This window comes from Streptomyces sp. NPDC031497 (assembly GCF_055580905.1).
On sequence record NZ_JBVIKO010000004.1, the window covers coordinates 17,222 to 33,966 of the forward strand.

13 protein-coding genes and 1 riboswitch are annotated in these 16,745 nt (G+C 71.1%); all 13 genes read right to left on the reverse strand.

The features are described from left to right. Positions 1 to 62: 62 nt before the first annotated feature. Entirely contained in the window at positions 63 to 1,352 is a 1,290-nt protein-coding gene (locus tag ACZ5K7_RS08800) for a class I SAM-dependent methyltransferase (protein ID WP_468912047.1), read from the reverse strand. Between the two features lie 266 nt (positions 1,353 to 1,618). Further along, on the reverse strand, positions 1,619 to 2,998 hold the full coding sequence (locus tag ACZ5K7_RS08805; protein ID WP_351706567.1) for an NAD(P)/FAD-dependent oxidoreductase: 1,380 nt from the start codon (positions 2,996 to 2,998) through the stop codon (positions 1,619 to 1,621). A 790-nt stretch (positions 2,999 to 3,788) separates the two neighbouring features. Then, entirely contained in the window at positions 3,789 to 4,730 is a 942-nt protein-coding gene (locus ACZ5K7_RS08810) for a Ppx/GppA phosphatase family protein (protein ID WP_351706570.1), read from the reverse strand. Then, entirely contained in the window at positions 4,727 to 5,332 is a 606-nt protein-coding gene (locus tag ACZ5K7_RS08815; protein ID WP_351706573.1) for a DUF501 domain-containing protein, read from the reverse strand. Before ACZ5K7_RS08815 ends, ACZ5K7_RS08810 begins: the two co-directional genes overlap by 4 nt. A gap of 29 nt (positions 5,333 to 5,361) precedes the next feature. After that, a complete protein-coding gene (locus ACZ5K7_RS08820; RefSeq protein WP_351706576.1) occupies positions 5,362 to 5,838 on the reverse strand; it encodes an FtsB family cell division protein in 477 nt (158 codons plus the stop codon). A 117-nt stretch (positions 5,839 to 5,955) separates the two neighbouring features. Continuing rightward, a complete protein-coding gene (gene eno / locus ACZ5K7_RS08825; protein WP_351706579.1) occupies positions 5,956 to 7,242 on the reverse strand; it encodes a phosphopyruvate hydratase in 1,287 nt (428 codons plus the stop codon). Positions 7,243 to 7,647: 405 nt separating this feature from the next. Further along, positions 7,648 to 8,331, reverse strand: coding sequence for a transglycosylase family protein (locus ACZ5K7_RS08830; protein WP_351706582.1), 684 nt, complete (start codon positions 8,329 to 8,331; stop codon positions 7,648 to 7,650). A 3-nt stretch (positions 8,332 to 8,334) separates the two neighbouring features. Next, positions 8,335 to 8,506, reverse strand: a riboswitch (cyclic di-AMP (ydaO/yuaA leader). A gap of 193 nt (positions 8,507 to 8,699) precedes the next feature. Then, positions 8,700 to 9,725, reverse strand: a complete 1,026-nt coding sequence (locus tag ACZ5K7_RS08835; protein ID WP_468912055.1) for a transglycosylase family protein — start codon at positions 9,723 to 9,725, stop codon at positions 8,700 to 8,702. Between the two features lie 376 nt (positions 9,726 to 10,101). Continuing rightward, positions 10,102 to 11,400 carry a cytochrome P450 family protein gene (locus ACZ5K7_RS08840; protein WP_450972863.1) on the reverse strand — a complete coding sequence of 433 codons (1,299 nt, stop codon included), beginning with the start codon at positions 11,398 to 11,400 and terminating at the stop codon, positions 10,102 to 10,104. Then, positions 11,397 to 13,757: a hypothetical protein gene (locus ACZ5K7_RS08845; RefSeq protein WP_468912057.1), complete on the reverse strand. Its 2,361-nt coding sequence runs from the start codon at positions 13,755 to 13,757 to the stop codon at positions 11,397 to 11,399. Before ACZ5K7_RS08845 ends, ACZ5K7_RS08840 begins: the two co-directional genes overlap by 4 nt. A gap of 78 nt (positions 13,758 to 13,835) precedes the next feature. Next, a complete protein-coding gene (locus ACZ5K7_RS08850; protein WP_351706594.1) occupies positions 13,836 to 14,825 on the reverse strand; it encodes a nucleoside triphosphate pyrophosphohydrolase in 990 nt (329 codons plus the stop codon). Between the two features lie 160 nt (positions 14,826 to 14,985). Beyond that, the gene (locus ACZ5K7_RS08855) at positions 14,986 to 15,633 is read right to left on the reverse strand and encodes a SurA N-terminal domain-containing protein (RefSeq protein ID WP_468912059.1); all 648 of its coding nucleotides are present in this window, start codon (positions 15,631 to 15,633) and stop codon (positions 14,986 to 14,988) included. Between the two features lie 232 nt (positions 15,634 to 15,865). Further along, positions 15,866 to 16,693 (reverse strand): glycoside hydrolase domain-containing protein, encoded by an 828-nt coding sequence (locus tag ACZ5K7_RS08860; protein ID WP_468912061.1) that lies wholly within the window; start codon positions 16,691 to 16,693, stop codon positions 15,866 to 15,868. Between the last annotated feature and the right edge of the window lie 52 nt (positions 16,694 to 16,745).

The following is a 16,745-nucleotide window of genomic DNA, read 5'->3' on the forward strand; positions in this document are numbered from 1 at the left end:
AAGGGGCCCCGCACCGTGCGTGCGGGGCCCCTTCGCCGTCCTGCTGGCTCCGGCTGTGGGTGCTACCGGTTCCAGGTCCGGGAGCGCAGCGGCAGCCCCGACGCACCCGGCTCGGGGGTCTTGACTGCCAGCACCTGGTTGACGCCGATGCGGTTGCGTTCGAAGGCGAGCGCGGAGGCGGCCATGTACAGCAGCCAGACGCGCGCCCGGCCGGGGCTGGTGAGCCGTACCGCCCGGGTCCAGTCGGCCTCCAGGTTGACCACCCACTGACGCAGGGTGCGGGCGTAGTGCTCGCGGAGGGACTCCACGTCCCGCACCTCGAACCCGGCCCGCTCCAGCTGGGTGACGGTGGTGCCGATCGGCGCGAGTTCCCCGTCCGGGAAGACATAGGCGTCGATGAACTTGTCGACCTGGTAGGCCTCCTCGTCGCGCCGCGGCCGCCGCGCGATCTGGTGGTTGAGCAGCCGGCCGCCCGGCTTCAGCAGGGCGTACAGATCGCGCGCGTAGTCCAGGTATTTCTCCGCGCCCACGTGCTCGGCCATCCCGATCGACGAGATCGCCTCGTACGGCCCGTCCCTGACGTCCCGGTAGTCCTGGACCCTGATCTCCACCCGGTCCGTCAGACCCTCGTCCGCGACCCGTTTACGGGCGTACGCGGCCTGCTCCTGGGAGAGGGTGACCCCGACGACGCTCACGCCGTGCTCGCGGGCCGCGTGGATCGCCATCGAGCCCCAGCCGCAGCCGACGTCGAGCAGCCGCTGACCGGGTTTCAGACCGAGCTTCCGGCAGACGAGTTCAAGCTTGTCGCGCTGGGCGGTCTCCAGGGTGCCGTCGTCCTCCCAGTACGCGCACGAGTAGACCATCGACGGCCCGAGGACGATCTCGTAGAAGTCGTTCCCCACGTCGTAGTGGTGGCTGATGGCCTGCTTGTCACTGCGGCGGGTGTGCAGATGGCGGCGTCTGCGCACCTCCTCGCGGGGCGGGGGCGGCGGGACGGGCGGTCCGGCGAGCTTCAGCAGCTCCCGGCCGGCGGCCCGCACCTCGGGGTCGCGCAGGGCCTGGGCGAGGGTACGGTCGTCCTCCCCGCGCTCCCAGATCAGTCCGGACATCACCGCCAGGGCGCTGTACAGGTCGCCCTCGATGTCCAGATCGCCGGCGACCCAGGCCCGGGCCAGGCCCAGTTCCCCCGGCTTGAACAGCATGTAACGCAGGGCACGGCGGTTACGGATCACTATCGCCGGAGCGTCCGGCGGTCCGGCCTGTGATCCGTCCCAGGCCCGCAGCCGTACCGGGAGCGGGACTCCCAGCACCTGCTCGGCAACACTCCTCAGCCGCGACGCGGCGTCGGCCATGGCACACACCTCCAAGACGACGATCCCGGATGCCGGTTACCACGTAAACACCGTGAGGGCAGCAGCGCAGTCCCGCAAAGGAGTTACGACTGGGCAAAACAGCTGTAGCCACCACGCAGTTGCCCGGGTGTCCGGGAACGCCGAAGGACCTCCCGCACCACGGATGGCGGGAGGTCCTTCGGGTGATTCGGTGACCGGCGGCCGAGGCCGTCCGACCTCGGCCGGGAGGCCTTGGCCCAGGAGGCCCTGACCCAGGAGGCCCTGGCCTAGGAGGCCTTGGCCTTCTCCTCGGTCTTCGGGGTGGCGACCGGAGCCGGCTTGGCGGCCTCGTAGAACTCCTCGCGGGGGTTCTCCATGGCACCCAGGGACACGACCTCACGCTTGAGGAACATGCCGAGCGTCCAGTCGGCGAAGATGCGGATCTTGCGGTTCCAGGTCGGCATGGCCAGACCGTGGTAGCCACGGTGCATGTACCAGGCGAGACGGCCCTTGACCTTGATCTTCGTCTTGCCCAGGACGATCATCGCGACGCCCTTGTGCAGACCGAGGCCCGCGACCGCGCCCTTGTTGGCGTGGCTGTACTCCTTCTGCGGGAAGCCCCGCATACCGGAGACCACGTTGTCGCCGAGGACCTTGGCCTGACGGAGCGCGTGCTGCGCGTTCGGCGGGCACCAGGCGTTCTCGACACCGGCCTTGCGGGCGGCGACGTCCGGCACCTGGGCGTTGTCGCCCGCGGCCCAGATGTAGTCGGTGCCCTGCACCTGGAGGGTCGGGGCGGTGTCCACGTGGCCGCGGGGGCCGAGCGGCAGACCGAAGCGGGAGAGCGCCGGGTTGGGCTTGACGCCGGCGGTCCACACGATCGTGTTGGAGTCGACCTCCAGGCCGTTCTTCAGCACGACGTGGCCGTCGACGCAGGAGTCCATCGAGGTGGAGAGGTAGATCTCCACACCGCGGCTCTCCAGGTGCTCCTTGCCGTACAGGCCGAGCTTGGGGCCCACCTCGGGAAGGATCTTGTCGGCGGCGTCGACCAGGACGAAGCGCATGTCCTCACGGGACACGTTCTTGTAGTACTTCGCCGCGTCGCGGGCCATGTCCTCGACCTCGCCGATGGTCTCCGCGCCCGCGAAGCCGCCGCCGATGAAGACGAAGGTGAGCGCCTTGCGGCGGATCTCCTCGTCGGTCGTGGAGTCGGCCTTGTCCAGCTGCTCCAGGACGTGGTTGCGCAGGCCGATGGACTCCTCGATGCCCTTCATGCCGATGCCCTGTTCGGCGAGGCCGGGGATCGGGAAGGTGCGGGAGACCGCGCCGAGCGCGATGACCAGGTAGTCGAACGGCAGCTCGTACGCCTCGCCCACGAGGGGGGCGATCGTGGCGACCTTGCGGTCCTGGTCGATGGTGGTGACCCGGCCGGTGAGGACCTCCGCCTTCGGCAGCACGCGTCGCAGCGGGACGACGACGTGCCGAGGGGAGATGCTGCCGGCGGCGGCTTCGGGGAGGAAGGGCTGGTAGGTCATGTACGACCGGGGGTCGACGACCGTGACGGTCGCCTCGCCATAGCGCATCTTCTTGAGAATGCGCCGAGCTGCGTACAGGCCTACGTACCCACCGCCTACTACGAGGATCCTGGGACGCTCCGTGGTGCTCATGGCATCGAGTATCCACCCGCCCCAGGGGGGCCGCTCGTGCGCCCCTTCACAAGGTTCTACAGGGGTCGTGTTACACTCCCCCGCCCACGTGACGCAGGTCATGGTGGGCGGCGGGAACCCACTTCCGATACGACCCGTTGTCAATGCCGTGTGAGCTGCCCGTCCAGGCTTCCGGGGGCACCGCGGAGGCACCGGATGTCACCCACACGAGCACCTCCCGGAACACCCCCGGAACGCTCCCCTGAGCACGCGCTCGGGCCTGTTGAGCCCCCGAACGGGCCAACGGGACCCCAGGGACCCCCCACCTGCACCGAATTCCTTGTGAAGAACTTCACGAAGTTTCCCGACGGCCTGTCATGGCACGGCGTGTCACACCCCCGAAACCCCGCTCACCCGTCACCCCCGCGCGCTCATCCGAGGTGGTGGGGAGGGGTGTACGAGGTGACCGGGCGGGGGTGGGCGAGGCGCTCGCACGGGGTGAGACGGGACGGGAGGAGCGGGCGGGGCGGGCAGGAGACGCGGGCGACGCCGGTCGGCGGGAGTGGCCGGGCCGGAAGGCCGGGCGGACGGACGGAGCAGGCGAGGCCGGCGGAGGGGTCAGGCTTCGCCAGGCGGCGGGAGCAGGCGTCGCCGGGCCGCAGGAGCAGGCGTCGCCGGCGGAGGGAGCAGGAGACGCCAGACGACGCCAAGCCGCAGGAGCAGGCAAGGTCAGGCGGAAGGGACAGGCGTCGCCGGGCCGCAGGAGCAGGCGACGCCGGGCCGCGGGAGCGGGTGTTGCCGGGTGGGAGGGTCAGGCGATGGACCAGGCGATGCCGTCCAGGATGTCGTGCTCGCTCACCACGACCTCCGTCGCGCCCACCCGTTCCATGATCGACAGCAGGACGAGGGCGCCCGCGCCGATGACGTCGACGCGCCCGGGGTGCATGGAGGGGATCGCGGCGCGTTCGGCGTGGGTGGAGTCCAGCAGCCGCTCGGTGATCTCCCGGACCCGGTCGTAGGGGATGCGGGAGTGGTGGATGGCGGCGGAGTCGTACTCCGGCAGGTCCTGGTGGATGGCGGAGAGGGTGGTGACCGACCCGGCCAGACCGACCAGGGTGTGCGCCTCGCGCAGCGGCACGGTCCGCTCGGCGAGGTCGAGGGCGCGCTCGACGTCGGCTCGCAGGGCGGCGATCTCGGCCTCGGTCGGCGGGTCGCTGACCTGCCCCTCGTGCACCAGGTGCCGCTCGGTCATCCGCACGCAGCCGACGTCCACGGACCGCGCGGCCCGCACCCGCTCGTCCCCGACAACGAACTCGGTGGAACCGCCGCCGATGTCCACGACGAGGAAGGGCCTGGCGAGGTCGTCGCGGCCCGTCAGCTCCTTCGTCGCACCCATGAAGGAGAACTCGGCCTCCTGGTCACCGCTGATGACCTCCGGCTCGACGCCGAGGATGTCCAGCACCCCGCGCACGAACTCGTCGCGGTTCTCGGCGTCCCGGGAAGCGGAGGTGGCCACGAACCGCAGCCGCTCCGCCCCGTACTCCTTGATGACGGCCGCGTACTCCCGGCAGGCGGCGAAGGTCCGCGCCAGCGCCTCCGGCGCCAGCCGCCCGGTCCGGTCGACCCCCTGCCCGAGCCGCACGATCACCATCCGCCGGTCCAGGTCGACGAGCTCCCCGGTCTCCGGGTTCGCGTCGGCGACGAGCAGCCGGATGGAGTTGGTGCCACAGTCGATGGCGGCGACGCGGGTCACTTGTCGTCCTCCTGGGCCGGCCGGAAGGAGAACCATCCCTTGCCGTCCTCCGTCGTCTCCGTCTGCCACCCCTCGCCCGTCGGCGGCCCCGCGGGCGTCACGCAGGCCCCCTTGGCCCACCACTCGGGCAGCAGGGCGATCGCCTCGTCGCCGAGCGGGTTCACGCCGGGCCCCGCCGCCAGCGAGTGCGCCACCAGCACGTGGAGGCACTTCACCCGGTCCGGCATCCCGCCGGCGCTCGGGAACCCCGTCAGCTCCTCGATCTCGTCCCGGCGCCGGATGTAGTCCTCGTGCGCGGCACGGTACGCCGCCGCCAGCTCCGGGTCGCTCTCCAGCCGCGCCGTCATCTCCTTCATCACGCCGTTGGCCTCCAGGGTGCCGATGGCGGACGCGGCCTTGGGGCACGTCAGGTAGTACAGCGTCGGGAACGGCGTGCCGTCGGGCAGCCGCGGCGCGGTCTCCACGACGTCCGGCTGCCCGCACGGGCACCGGTGCGCGATCGCCCGCAACCCTCGCGGCGGCCGCCCGAGCTGCTGCTGGAAGGCCTCGACGTCGGCGTCGGTCGGCTCGGTGCGCGGAGTGGAGGGCGGAGGCGTGTGCATGACTGTGTTCTGTGTGGCTTTCTGTCGGTTCACTGGTCGGACGCGTCGGACTTGTCGACGCCGTCCCAGACGTTCGCGTACCACGGGCGGTCGGCCGCCCCGAGGTAGGCGTGCGCCTGCCGGGCGGCAGCGGGGTCGATCACGATGTACCCCGTCTCCCCCGGCATCACGTAGTGCAGCCGCTCCCGGATCTGCTGCTCGGCGTACGCGTCGTCCTGCCACCGGGCCTTGACGTCCCGCAGCTGCTCGACCCGCTGCCGGGCCTGCTTCTGCTGGCGTTCCTGGTCGGCGATCTCGGCGCGCTGGGAGACGTACTGCCGCATCGGATAGGCGAGCGCGACGATCATCGTGCACAGCACGATCGCGAGCAGCGCGGCCCGGCCGGTGAGCCGGGAGCGGCGGGCCTGCCGCTTGGTCTGGGAGCGGTAGACCCGGGCCGCCGTCTGCTCACCGAGCAGCTTCAGCCTGGTCGCGGTGGAGAACCGGTCCCGGTCCTTCACGGCCATGTCCCCGCCTCCCGTTCACACGCGCGTACGTCCCCGCACACGGTACGGGACCGGTACGGGGACGTACGTACGACTGGCGCAGCCTTGACCCTTAACGGGTCAGCGACCCCTGGCGGGTCAGCCCTTGAAGCGCGGGAAGGCGCTGCGGCCGGCGTACACCGCGGCGTCGTCGAGGATCTCCTCGATGCGCAGCAGCTGGTTGTACTTGGCGACGCGCTCGGAGCGGGCCGGGGCGCCGGTCTTGATCTGGCCGCAGTTGGTGGCGACGGCGAGGTCGGCGATGGTGACGTCCTCGGTCTCGCCGGAGCGGTGCGACATCATGCACTTGAAGCCGTTGCGCTGGGCCAGCTCGACGGCGTCCAGGGTCTCGGTGAGCGAGCCGATCTGGTTCACCTTGACGAGCAGGGCGTTGGCGGCGCCGTCCTCGATGCCGCGGGCCAGACGCTCCGGGTTGGTGACGAAGAGGTCGTCGCCGACGATCTGGACCTTGTCGCCCAGCTTGTCGGTGAGGACCTTCCAGCCGGCCCAGTCGTCCTCGAACAGCGGGTCCTCGATGGAGACCAGCGGGTACGCGGCGACGAGCTCCTCGTAGTACTCGGTCATCTCGGCGGCCGAGCGGGACTTGCCCTCGAACTCGTACTTGCCGTCCTTGTAGAACTCGGACGCGGCGACGTCGAGCGCGAGGGCGATCTGCTCACCGGGGACGTAACCGGCCTGCTTGATCGCCTCCAGGATGAGGTCGAGCGCGGCGCGGTTGGACTCCAGGTTCGGGGCGAAGCCGCCCTCGTCGCCGAGGCCGGTGGACAGGCCCTTCGACTTCAGGACCTTCTTGAGGGTGTGGTAGACCTCGGCGCCCCAGCGCAGCGCCTCGGAGAAGGACTCCGCGCCGATCGGGGCGATCATGAACTCCTGGATGTCCACGTTGGAGTCCGCGTGCGAGCCGCCGTTGAGGATGTTCATCATCGGCACCGGCAGCAGGTGCGCGTTGGGGCCGCCCAGGTAGCGGAAGAGAGGGAGGTCGCTGGCCTCGGAGGCGGCGTGGGCGACGGCGAGGGAGACGCCGAGGATGGCGTTGGCGCCGAGCGAGCCCTTGTTGTCGGTGGCGTCCAGGTCGAACATCGCCTGGTCGATCAGGCGCTGCTCGGTGGCGTCGTAGCCGACGAGCTCCGGGCCGATCTGCTCGATCACGGCGAGGACGGCCTTCTCGACGCCCTTGCCGAGGTAGCGGTTGGGGTCCCCGTCACGGAGCTCGATGGCCTCGAAGGCACCGGTGGAGGCGCCGGACGGGACGGCGGCACGACCCGTGCTGCCGTCGTCGAGGCCGACCTCGACCTCGACCGTGGGGTTGCCTCGGGAGTCCAGGATTTCCCGGGCTACGACGACGTCGATGGACGGCACGAGCATCTCCTTCTTGGGATGTGACGCTGGTTGTGCGGGCGCACGCGGACCTTGTCGGCCCTTGCTCAGCCTTGCGACTAGAGCCTAACCGTCCCGGGGCCGTCGGCCGGCACGACCGACCGACCCTTGGACACACAGACGGTACTCATTGTTCACGCGCGGAACAAAGGGGGTCCCGATGAAGAACGGAAGAAGAGCGGGTCAAGAAGAAGACCGCGAGGGGCCGCAAGGGGCCGCAAAGAGAAACCCCGCTCCGGTGCGTACGGGGGAGAACGCACCGGAGCGGGGGCCCGTGGGGGACGGGGGTGGCCCTCACGTGGTCCTCACTATGAGGACCACGGTTGTATGGGCACTGTGGTTCAGCTGGGCACCGCGTAGCACTTCGTACGACTTCGGGAGCGGCCCGTCGTCCTACTTCAGGTGCAGCTGCTGGCCCGGGTAGATGAAGTCGGCGTCGTCGACGATGTCCTTGTTCAGCTTGAACAGCGCCTGCCAGCCGCCCTTGACCTTGTGCTTCTCGGCGATCGAGCTGAGCGTGTCGCCCTTGACGACCTTGTACTCGCCGTCACCCTTCTTGACCTTCTTGCCGGTCGGGGTGGTGACGGTCTTCTTGGCGGCCGGACGCTCGGCGGAGCGGGAGGCGGCCTGCGTGTCGGTCGTACGGCCGCTGGTGCCGCTGCTCGACGAGGAGCTGGAGGAGCCGGCGCTGCTGCCGGTGTAGGCGGCGCCGGACAGGCCCGTGCCGCAGACCGGCCAGGCACCCTTGCCCTGCGCGGCGAGGACCTTCTCGGCGACGGCGATCTGCTGCGCCTTGCCGGCCTGGTTGGCCTGCGCGGCGTACTGGGTGCCGCCGTACGCGGCCCAGGTGGAGGCGGAGAACTGCAGACCGCCGTAGTAGCCGTTGCCGGTGTTGATGGCCCAGTTGCCGCCGGACTCGCACTGGGCGACGGCGTCCCACTCGGAGGCGGTGGCGGCGGAGGCGGTGCCGGAGGCCATCAGCGGTGCGGCGATGGCGACACCGGCGACACCGGCGAGCGCGGCGGCGCGGGTGGCCTTGGACGGACGACGGTGCTTGCCCTTGCCGGAAAACAGCATGGAGGATCCCCTCACCGACGCCTGCGAGGTGAGCTGTCGGGTTCGGGCCGGTTGAGTTGCCCGGCCGCACACCTCACGGTGCGCGGCTTCACCCCGAGCCGGACACGGCAGTCTCAACTACCGGTCCCGGCACTTACCTTGGGTCCCCCGCTCCTGCCTACGGCGCTTGACGCGACGACTGTTCCCGGATGGCCGCTGGCAGGACTCGGCGTTGCGACGGCCGGGGCTCGTGGTGACGAGCGGACTTGACCGTAAACAGGCGATCAGGTGAATTTCAAAGATGATCAGGGCTTCTGAGACTCATCCCACACTTTCACCAAAACGGACATATAACTGCCAAGTAGGGCGACCTGAGGGGTCAACTCCCGCTACTTTGCGTCCGTTTCGCCGCTGAGTTTCAGGGTCTGACCGGGGGCGATGTCGTTCGGGTCGGCACCGATGTCCGACTTGTTCGCCGCGTAGAGCGCGCGCCATCCGCCGTCGAGGTCAAGGGAGTCGGCGATGGAGGCGAGGGTGTCACCGTCCCGGACGGTGTAGGTGCCGGCGTCCCGGGAGGCGTGACGGCCGGAAGAAGTCACACTCTGACCGTTTGTCACACTTTCGTCCGCCGAGCCGCCCCGATGCTTGCCGCCGCTGCCACTGACGGCCCCGGTGTCGACCAGGTCCCAAGAACTGCCCGTCTGCCAGGAATTGTCCGAGTCGTCAGCTTCGGGCACGACAGGGTTCTCGCTCACCTTCGAGGCGCCGGAGCCTTCGGATCCCGACTTGTCCGCCTTGGCGGAGTCGGTGGGGGTGCCCTTACCGGAGCCGTCGCTCGCACCCGGGGACGGGGTGGCGGAGCCGGAGTCCGTGGCGCCCGAGGTGTCCGACGAGGAGTCGGACGAGCCGGAGTCCGATGAACCGGATGAATCCGATGAACCAGACGAAGAGGACGAATCCGACAGCCCGGAGGACGAGTCCGCGGAGCCGGACGTGTCGTCGGATCCGTCGAGGCCCGTGTCGACGTTCACCGAGGCGTCGTCCGAGGAGAGTCCGGCGAGCAGGGCACAGGTCCGCCAGGGCTTGGTGCCCTGGTCGGCGAGGATCTTCTCGGCGACGGCGATCTGCTGCGAACGGCTCGCCTGGTCCGGCGTGCCGGCGTACTCCTGGCCGCCGTACTCGTCCCAGTCGTCCTGGGACATCTGCAGGCCGCCGTAGTAGCCGGTGCCGGTGTCCATGCTCCAGGAGCCGCCGCTCTCGCACTCGGCCACCCTGTCCCAGGTGCTGCCGTCGGCCGCGTTGGCGCTCGCCGCGCCGAGGAGCGGGATGGCGATGGCCGAGCCGGTCACGCCGGCCGCGACGAGGAGAGCCGGAGCCTGACGGGGGCGACGGTGACGACCGTTCCCGGAGAGCATGCGGAAACCTTTCGAGCGACAGCGGTGACCGGCGCGACGGGTCCCGCTGGGGCGCCGCACTGATGGGTGAACGTATAGGCAGACGATCACTTGTCACAAGTTAATGCCGCGCAGATCACGTGAAGATCACAGACTTGAACGCCGGTCATCTTTGCCGGTGGAGGGCCGTGCGGGGCGCCGACGGAGGGCCGGGCAGCGGCCCGTGGGGGGCGGGCGTCGGTGGGGGCCGGGCAGGCACCCGTGAGGGGCTGGGCGGGTGTCGGTGGGGGGCCGGGCGGGTGTCGGTGGGGAGCCGGGCAGACGCCGGTGGGGAGCCGAGCAGACGCCGGTGGGAGCCGGGCAGACGCCGGTGGGAAGCCGGGCGGGTGTCGGTGGGCTATCGGCCGTCGGGGGTGAACTGCACGGGGAGCGTGCGCAGTCCGCGCATGATGAGGCCGCCGCGCCAGCGCAACTCGCTCTCCGGAACCGCGAGTCGCAGGTCCGGGAGACGGGTGAGGAGGGTGGCGAGGGCGGTCTGCCCCTCCAGGCGGGCGAGCGGGGCGCCGAGGCAGTAGTGGATGCCGTGGCCGTATCCGAGGTGCTGGTTGTCCCGCCGTGCCAGGTCGAGCGTGTCCGGCTCGGCGAACCGCTCCGGGTCCCGGTCCGCGGCGGCGAGTACGACGAGGACCGGGTCGCCGGGTGCGATGCGCTGCCCGCCGATGCCGAGCGGCTCGGTGGCGAACCGCCAGGTGGCCAGCTCCACCGGCCCGTCGTAGCGCAGGAGTTCCTCCACACCGGTCTCCAGCAGCCCGCGCTCACCTGCGGCCAGGGAGTCCTGGAGGCGGCGGCGCTGTTCCGGGTGGGTGAGCAGGGCGTACGTCCCGTTCCCGATGAGGTTGACCGTCGTCTCGAAACCGGCGAACAGCAGGATGAAGGCCATGGCGGCGGCCTCGTTCTCGGTGAGGTGCTCGCCATGGTCGGAGGCGCGGATGAGCCCGGAGATGAGGTCCTCGCCGGGGGCCGGCTCGGCGGACAGCGCCTCCCGCTTCCGGTGGATCAGCTCGGCCAGATATCCACGCATCTTCTTCACGGACCGCGCGACCCCGCCCCGCGGCCCTCCGCCGTGGCGAATCATCATCCCGGCCCAGTCCCGGAAGTCGTCCTGGTCCTCGCGCGGGACGCCCAGCAGGTCGCAGATGGCGTAGATGGGCAGCGGGAAGGCGAACTCGTGGATGAGGTCGGCCTCGCCCCGGTCCGCGAACCCGTCGATGAGCCGGTCGGTCAGCTCCTGCACCCGGGGCACGAACTCGGCCACCCGGCGCGGCGTGAACGCCTTGCTGACCAGCCGCCGCAGCCGGGTGTGGTCCGGCGGATCGATGTTCAGCAGATGCGTCATCAGCTCGGCCTTGCGCTCCCCGGGGATCCCGGTCTTCCCCCTCGCGTGCGCGGGCTCGTCGTGATGCGCCGGGTTCTTGGACAGCCGGGGGTCGGCGAGCGCCTGCCGGGCGTCGGCGTAGCGGGTGACCAGCCACGCCTCGACCCCACTGGGCAGCCGGGTGCGACGCACGGGGGCGTGTTCCCGGAGCCAGGCGTAGGCGGGATAGGGGTCGGCGGCGAACTCCCAGGTGAAGAGGTCGGGGGCGGCGGTGGTGCCGTCGGGGCGGGCGGTGCCGTCGGGGGCGGGCTGGTGGGTCACTCCTTGACGGTATCCGGTGCGCGCGGCGGGGGTACGGCTCGCTCCGCCAAGGCCCGCTCCGCGAGGTAGTGGCCCCGCTCAGCGGCTCTTCGGTACCACTGCAGCGCCTCCGTCTCGGCTCCCCTGCGGTCCAGCAGACCGGCCATCTGGAACGCGGCTTCGCTGTTCCCCAGGGCGTCGGCCTCACGGAAGAGTCTCTCCGCCTCCTGCTGCTGCCCCTTCCCCCTCCCCTTCTCCAGCAGACGGCCTCCGAGGTTCACCCTGGCCCCGACGTACCCGGCCGCGGCGGACCGGCGGAACAGCTCCTCCCATTCGGGGTCGTCCTTGTCCCTGTGGTGCAGCAGCAGTGCCAGGCCGTTCATCGCGCGCGCGTCTCCCTGGTCGACGCCATGACGGAGCCAGCTCTCGGCGGTCTTGAGGTCGCCCGCGCCCAGGTACACGTTCGCGAGGCCGAAGGCGACTTCCTGATGGCCCTTGTCGAGCGCCCGCAAGTACCAGTGCCGCGCTTCGGTCCTGCGGCCCCGCCCCATCACCATCTCCCCCAGCTGTTGTGCCGCCGCCCAGTCCCCCGCCTCCGCCGCCCGCCGCAACCATCTCTCCGCGCGGTCCCGGTGCAGCTGCCCCGCCTCCCGGGCCGCCGAGACGCTGCCGCCCTCCGCCGCCGCCTCCAGGTAGCGGAGGGCCGCCTCCTCGTCCCCGACCGCGAGCAGCCGCACCGCCAGCGCCTCGGCCGCCTCCGGGTGCCCGGCCTCGGCGGCCCGGCGCAACAGCTCCGCGTTCTCCTCTCCGTCGATCCGGCCGGCGAAGGCGTACATCGCCGCCGTGTCCCCCGCCTCGAACCGCGGCTGCAGTGCGGCCCGCGCCGCGTCGACGACGGCCCCGCGGTCGAACGGGGCGTCGGCCTCCGCCGCATCCAGCAGCGTCCACCACACCTCGTCCGGCACCGGCTCCAGGTCCCCCGACCTCAGCGCCTCCGCCACCAGCGCCCCGTACGCCCGCCAGGTGCCCTTCTCGTCGCCCTCCACCAGCAGTCCCGAGACGCCGAACAACGGTGCCGTCGCCCAGGCGAACGCCTCCTCGAACGGCTCGCGCTCCTCCGCCGCGTACCGCTGCCGGACCGCCCGGAGCAGTGCGACCGGCACCGCCGCCGTGACCCCGCACCGGGCGAGATCGACCGCCGCCCTGACCAGCAACTGGCCGCCCGGGTGCTCCAGTTGGGTGCCGATCCGGCGCCACTCGTCGAAGAGCAGATGCCCGATCGCGAAGTACGAGGCGGCGCCCTCGCGGCCGCTCCACAGGAACGCCGGGTAGGCGCGGGGATCACGCCGGTGCCCCGCCAGCCGCTGCAGCTCTCCCTCGCTCCACTCCCGTGGCACCTCGACGGTGCGCGCCATGGCCACGACCCGGTCGCCGGGCTCGGTCCCGGCGCGGCGCCGGTAGTACTCGCCGGCCGGCATCGTCCCGATGACGACCACGCCGAGCGTCGTGAGCCGGCCCAGCAGCCGCGGGCCGAGCCGCCCGTCGCCGAGGTGGTCGGTGAGGTCGTCGAGCCAGACGACGGACCGGCCGTGGCCGCCTTCCGGCTCGGTGAGGAGTGCGCGCAGGTCCTCGCCGGGCTCCGGGATGTAGAGCAGGGGGTCCGGTAAGGACTGGACGCCGTGCCATGCCGAGTACGACTTGCCGACGTACGGTTCGCCCAGGATCAGTACGAGACCGGGATGATCCAGTTCGGCGCGCAGCCGCTTGTCGCAGTCGCGCGGGATGTACGGCGGCACCTCCGGCAGCCCCGGCACGCGTCGCGTCGGACGGACCCCGAACTCCAGCGGCGCGACCTCGTCCGCGGGACGCCAGGCGATCGGTGCGGGCCCGGTCCCGTAATGGTGGTGCTGCACGCCCACTACCTGGTCCAGGAAGGTGGCGCTGCGGAAGTCGACGTGGTCCCCCGCGCTCTGCGGGCTGTCGGGGGCGGATGAAGCCGCCGGATCCACCGGCCCCTCGGAGTCGGCCGCCGCGGTTTCCTCGGGCACGTCCGTGTCCGCGTCCGGCCGCCGGCGGTCCTCCTCCAGCGCGGCTCGCAGTCGGGCTGCCCTCAGCGGGTCCGTGCCCAGTCGATTCCGCAAGCGGTGGAACCAGTCGGTCTCGATCTCGCGCGTCGCCGCGCTGCCGCGGTTTCTGAGCCGGTGCCAGTCCACGACGAGACGCCCCTCCATCCTGCTGCCGCCCGGAGCGTCGAGAAGGCAGAGCAGGAAAGGGAAGTCCGCCATCGCCGGGGGCCGCGGGCCCTCCTTGAGGACCGCCAGGCCCCGGACGACCGTCCGCGCACCCGCCCTCGCCAGTTCGTCGACCCCGGTATCCACCGCGTCCCCCTTTGAGCCCGAGCGTCGCTGGATCCACGGTACTCAAACGCGGCCGCTCCCCGTGCGGACGGGACGATCTCAGTGGCCCTCCGTCTCCCTGATCGCGTCCCGGTAGGCGCGGCCCGCCGCCCGCAGCGCCGCCTCCGGGTCGACGCCTTCCGCCTCGGCCCGTACCGCCAGCGCGAGCAGGTCGTACCCGATGCCCTCCACCTTGGGCAGCGGCACCTCCAGCCCGGCCGTCCGCACCCGTGAGGAGAGCTTCGCCGCCAGCGCGAGACCCGGCTGGCCGAGGGGTATCCCGTCGGTCACCGAGTCCCGGCGCTTCTCCGCCGCCTTCGTGCGCAGCCAGTGCTCCTTGACCTCCTCCGGCGTCGAGGCGGTCTCGTCGCCGAAGACATGCGGGTGGCGGCGGATGAGCTTCGCGACGATGCCGCCCGCCACGTCGTCGATCGAGAAGGGGGCGTCCGGGTCCTCCTCGGCGATGCGGGCGTGGAAGACCACCTGGAGCAGGACGTCCCCCAGTTCCTCCCGCAGATCGTCGCGGTCGCCGTCCTCGATGGCCTCGACCAGCTCGTACGCCTCCTCGATGGCGTACTTCGCCAGTCCCTCATGGGTCTTCCGGGACGACCAGGGGCACTCGGCGCGGATGCGGTCCATGACCTGGACGAGGTCGAGGAGGCGGGCGCCGGGCAGATCGTAGGAGGCGGGGAGCAGCTCCAGGTCGGGCATGGCGACACGGCCGGAGCCGGCGAGGCGGGCCAGGCCGTCCGTGAGGGCCGGCTCACCCTCGCCGGTCGCCACGACCACCACCGTCCGCCCGCCGGCGCAGGCGTCGACCAGCTCCTGGGCGGTGGGGGCGGCCTCGTCCACGGCCGTCCCGGCCTCCCGCAGATACGGCAGCTGCGGATGCGCGCCGTCCGCGCACAGCACACGGTCCGCCGAGCGCAGCGCCTGCCAGGCGGGCCAGGACAGCAGGCCGGGGGCGACGCGGTGGCTGGTGGTGAGGAGGATGATCCGGCCGGTGTCGGGGGCGGCAGGAGCGGGAGGTTCCGGGCTGGTGGTGTTCACGATCCGAACGTAACGCACCCGCGCCGCCGGCCTCGGGCGTTGTCCACAGGGCGGGGACGATCAAGTGATCGTATGACCGACCACGTCGACCCCGCCGCCTCGCTCTGCCCGCCGCCTCGCTCTGCTCGTCGATCCGGGCTGCCCGCCGCCGGCGCCCGCCCTACGCCGTCGCCTGGGTCCCCGACGACGTGACCTCCCGTACCCACGGCGTCTTCGCGTCCACCCTGCTGCTCTTCTGGACGTCCCAGGCGCCGTAGCGCGGGTTGAGGTCGACGTGGAGTTCCTGGGACGCCTTGGACAGGGCCTTCCAGAAGGCGGGCTGGGTGGTGTCGGTGCCGAGCTGCTGGGCGAGTTTCTGGGCCTCCAGCTGGAGGCGGAGGTTGTCGTCCAGGCGCTTGGGGGCGATGCCGTACTTCTGGAGCCAGGCGTTCTGGAGCTCCTTGGAGCCGCCGGCCTGCTGTTCGAGGCCGGTGCGCATCTGCTGGATCTCCTTGCGGGTGACGCTGATGCCCGCGTCCTGGGCGGCCCGGTGCAGCACCTGGTCGAGGACCATGTTGTGCAGGGTGTCCCGGGTGAGGCTGCTGGTGGCGGCGAGGACCTGCTGGTACTGCTGCTCGTCCGGCACCGCGGAACGCTGTGCCTGACGCACCTCGTTCACCCTGGTCTCCAGCTGGGCGACGGTGATCCGCTGACCGCCGACGACGGCCGCCGCGCCCGGGTGCGCGTCGCTTCCGCAGGCGGTGAGGAAGGGGGCCGCGGTGGCGATCGCGGCGGACAGGACGAGCGCGGTGCGACGGCGGCGGTGCAAGGATGCCTCCCGAGGAGATGGTGAAGACAGGTGCGCCGCGTAGCGGCTCGTTCAGGGGTGGTGGTCGGGCGACGGGCGGGCGCACAAAGTCTTGCGGTGATCGATGGTAGGCAGTGGGCAAGCTCTGGCCAACCCATTCGACCAACGATTCACACGCGCGTCCGGCACCGCCGCGCCACCCTCCGCAAGGGTTTGCGGGTCGGTCCTCGGGATTTCGCGGGGCGTCCCGCGCTCAGCCCGTGATCGCCACCGGGGCGTCCCACGCGTCACGGTCCACGGTGATCGTGTAACCGCCGCGCGTCTCCTTGCTGTTCACCATGTACTGGTGCGCCCGGCTGTGCCCGGTGAACTGGGTCGCGCCGAACGGCCAGTCCGCCGTGGTGGTGTTGTTCTTGTCCCACAGCGCGTACCAGAGGTTGCCCGGCAGGTCCGTCTTGTCCTTGGCGTTCGCGATGGCCTTGGCGCTGGAGCTGGTGAAGCCGTAGAAGCCCGCGCGGTACGTCTTCGCGTGCAGCTGCTTGTCGAAGGCGCGCACATAGGTGAGCACGGCGTTGTTGCACGCCGTGTTCGTCGTGTCGTACGCCTCCATGTCCAGGTAGATCGGGCTGCCCGCCTTCATGCCGAGGGCGGCTGCCTTGGCGACCGCGTCGGTGGCGTCGCTCGTGCCCAGGGAGGCGGCGTTGGCGGTGGTCATCTTCTCCGGGTTGGAGCCGCTCTGGCAGGACGGCTGGGCGCCGACGTAGAGCGGGATGAGCTTCCAGCCCGTCGCGGAGACGGACTTGACCCAGGAGGCGGTGAGGTTGGGCTGGGCGCAGCCGCGGTTCTTGCCGCCGACGTAGACGGCGGCGGCGCCGTAGAGGCCGCCGTGCCAGGCCTTCATCGCGGCCAGCGAGGGCGCGGTGCAGGTGTCGAAGGCGCGGCCGGTGTACGTCTTCTGCGCGGGCCAGGTGGTGGCCGCCATGGAGGCCTGAGCGGCGATCCCGGCCCCGGCGACGACCGCGGTCCCCGCGACGCCCCAGGTGATGTATCTGAGCTTCTTCGACTGCCGATGGCTGGACATGCGGAACCCCACCCTTGTATGTGCGCTGTCAAGAAGAGTCATTGTGCAAGAA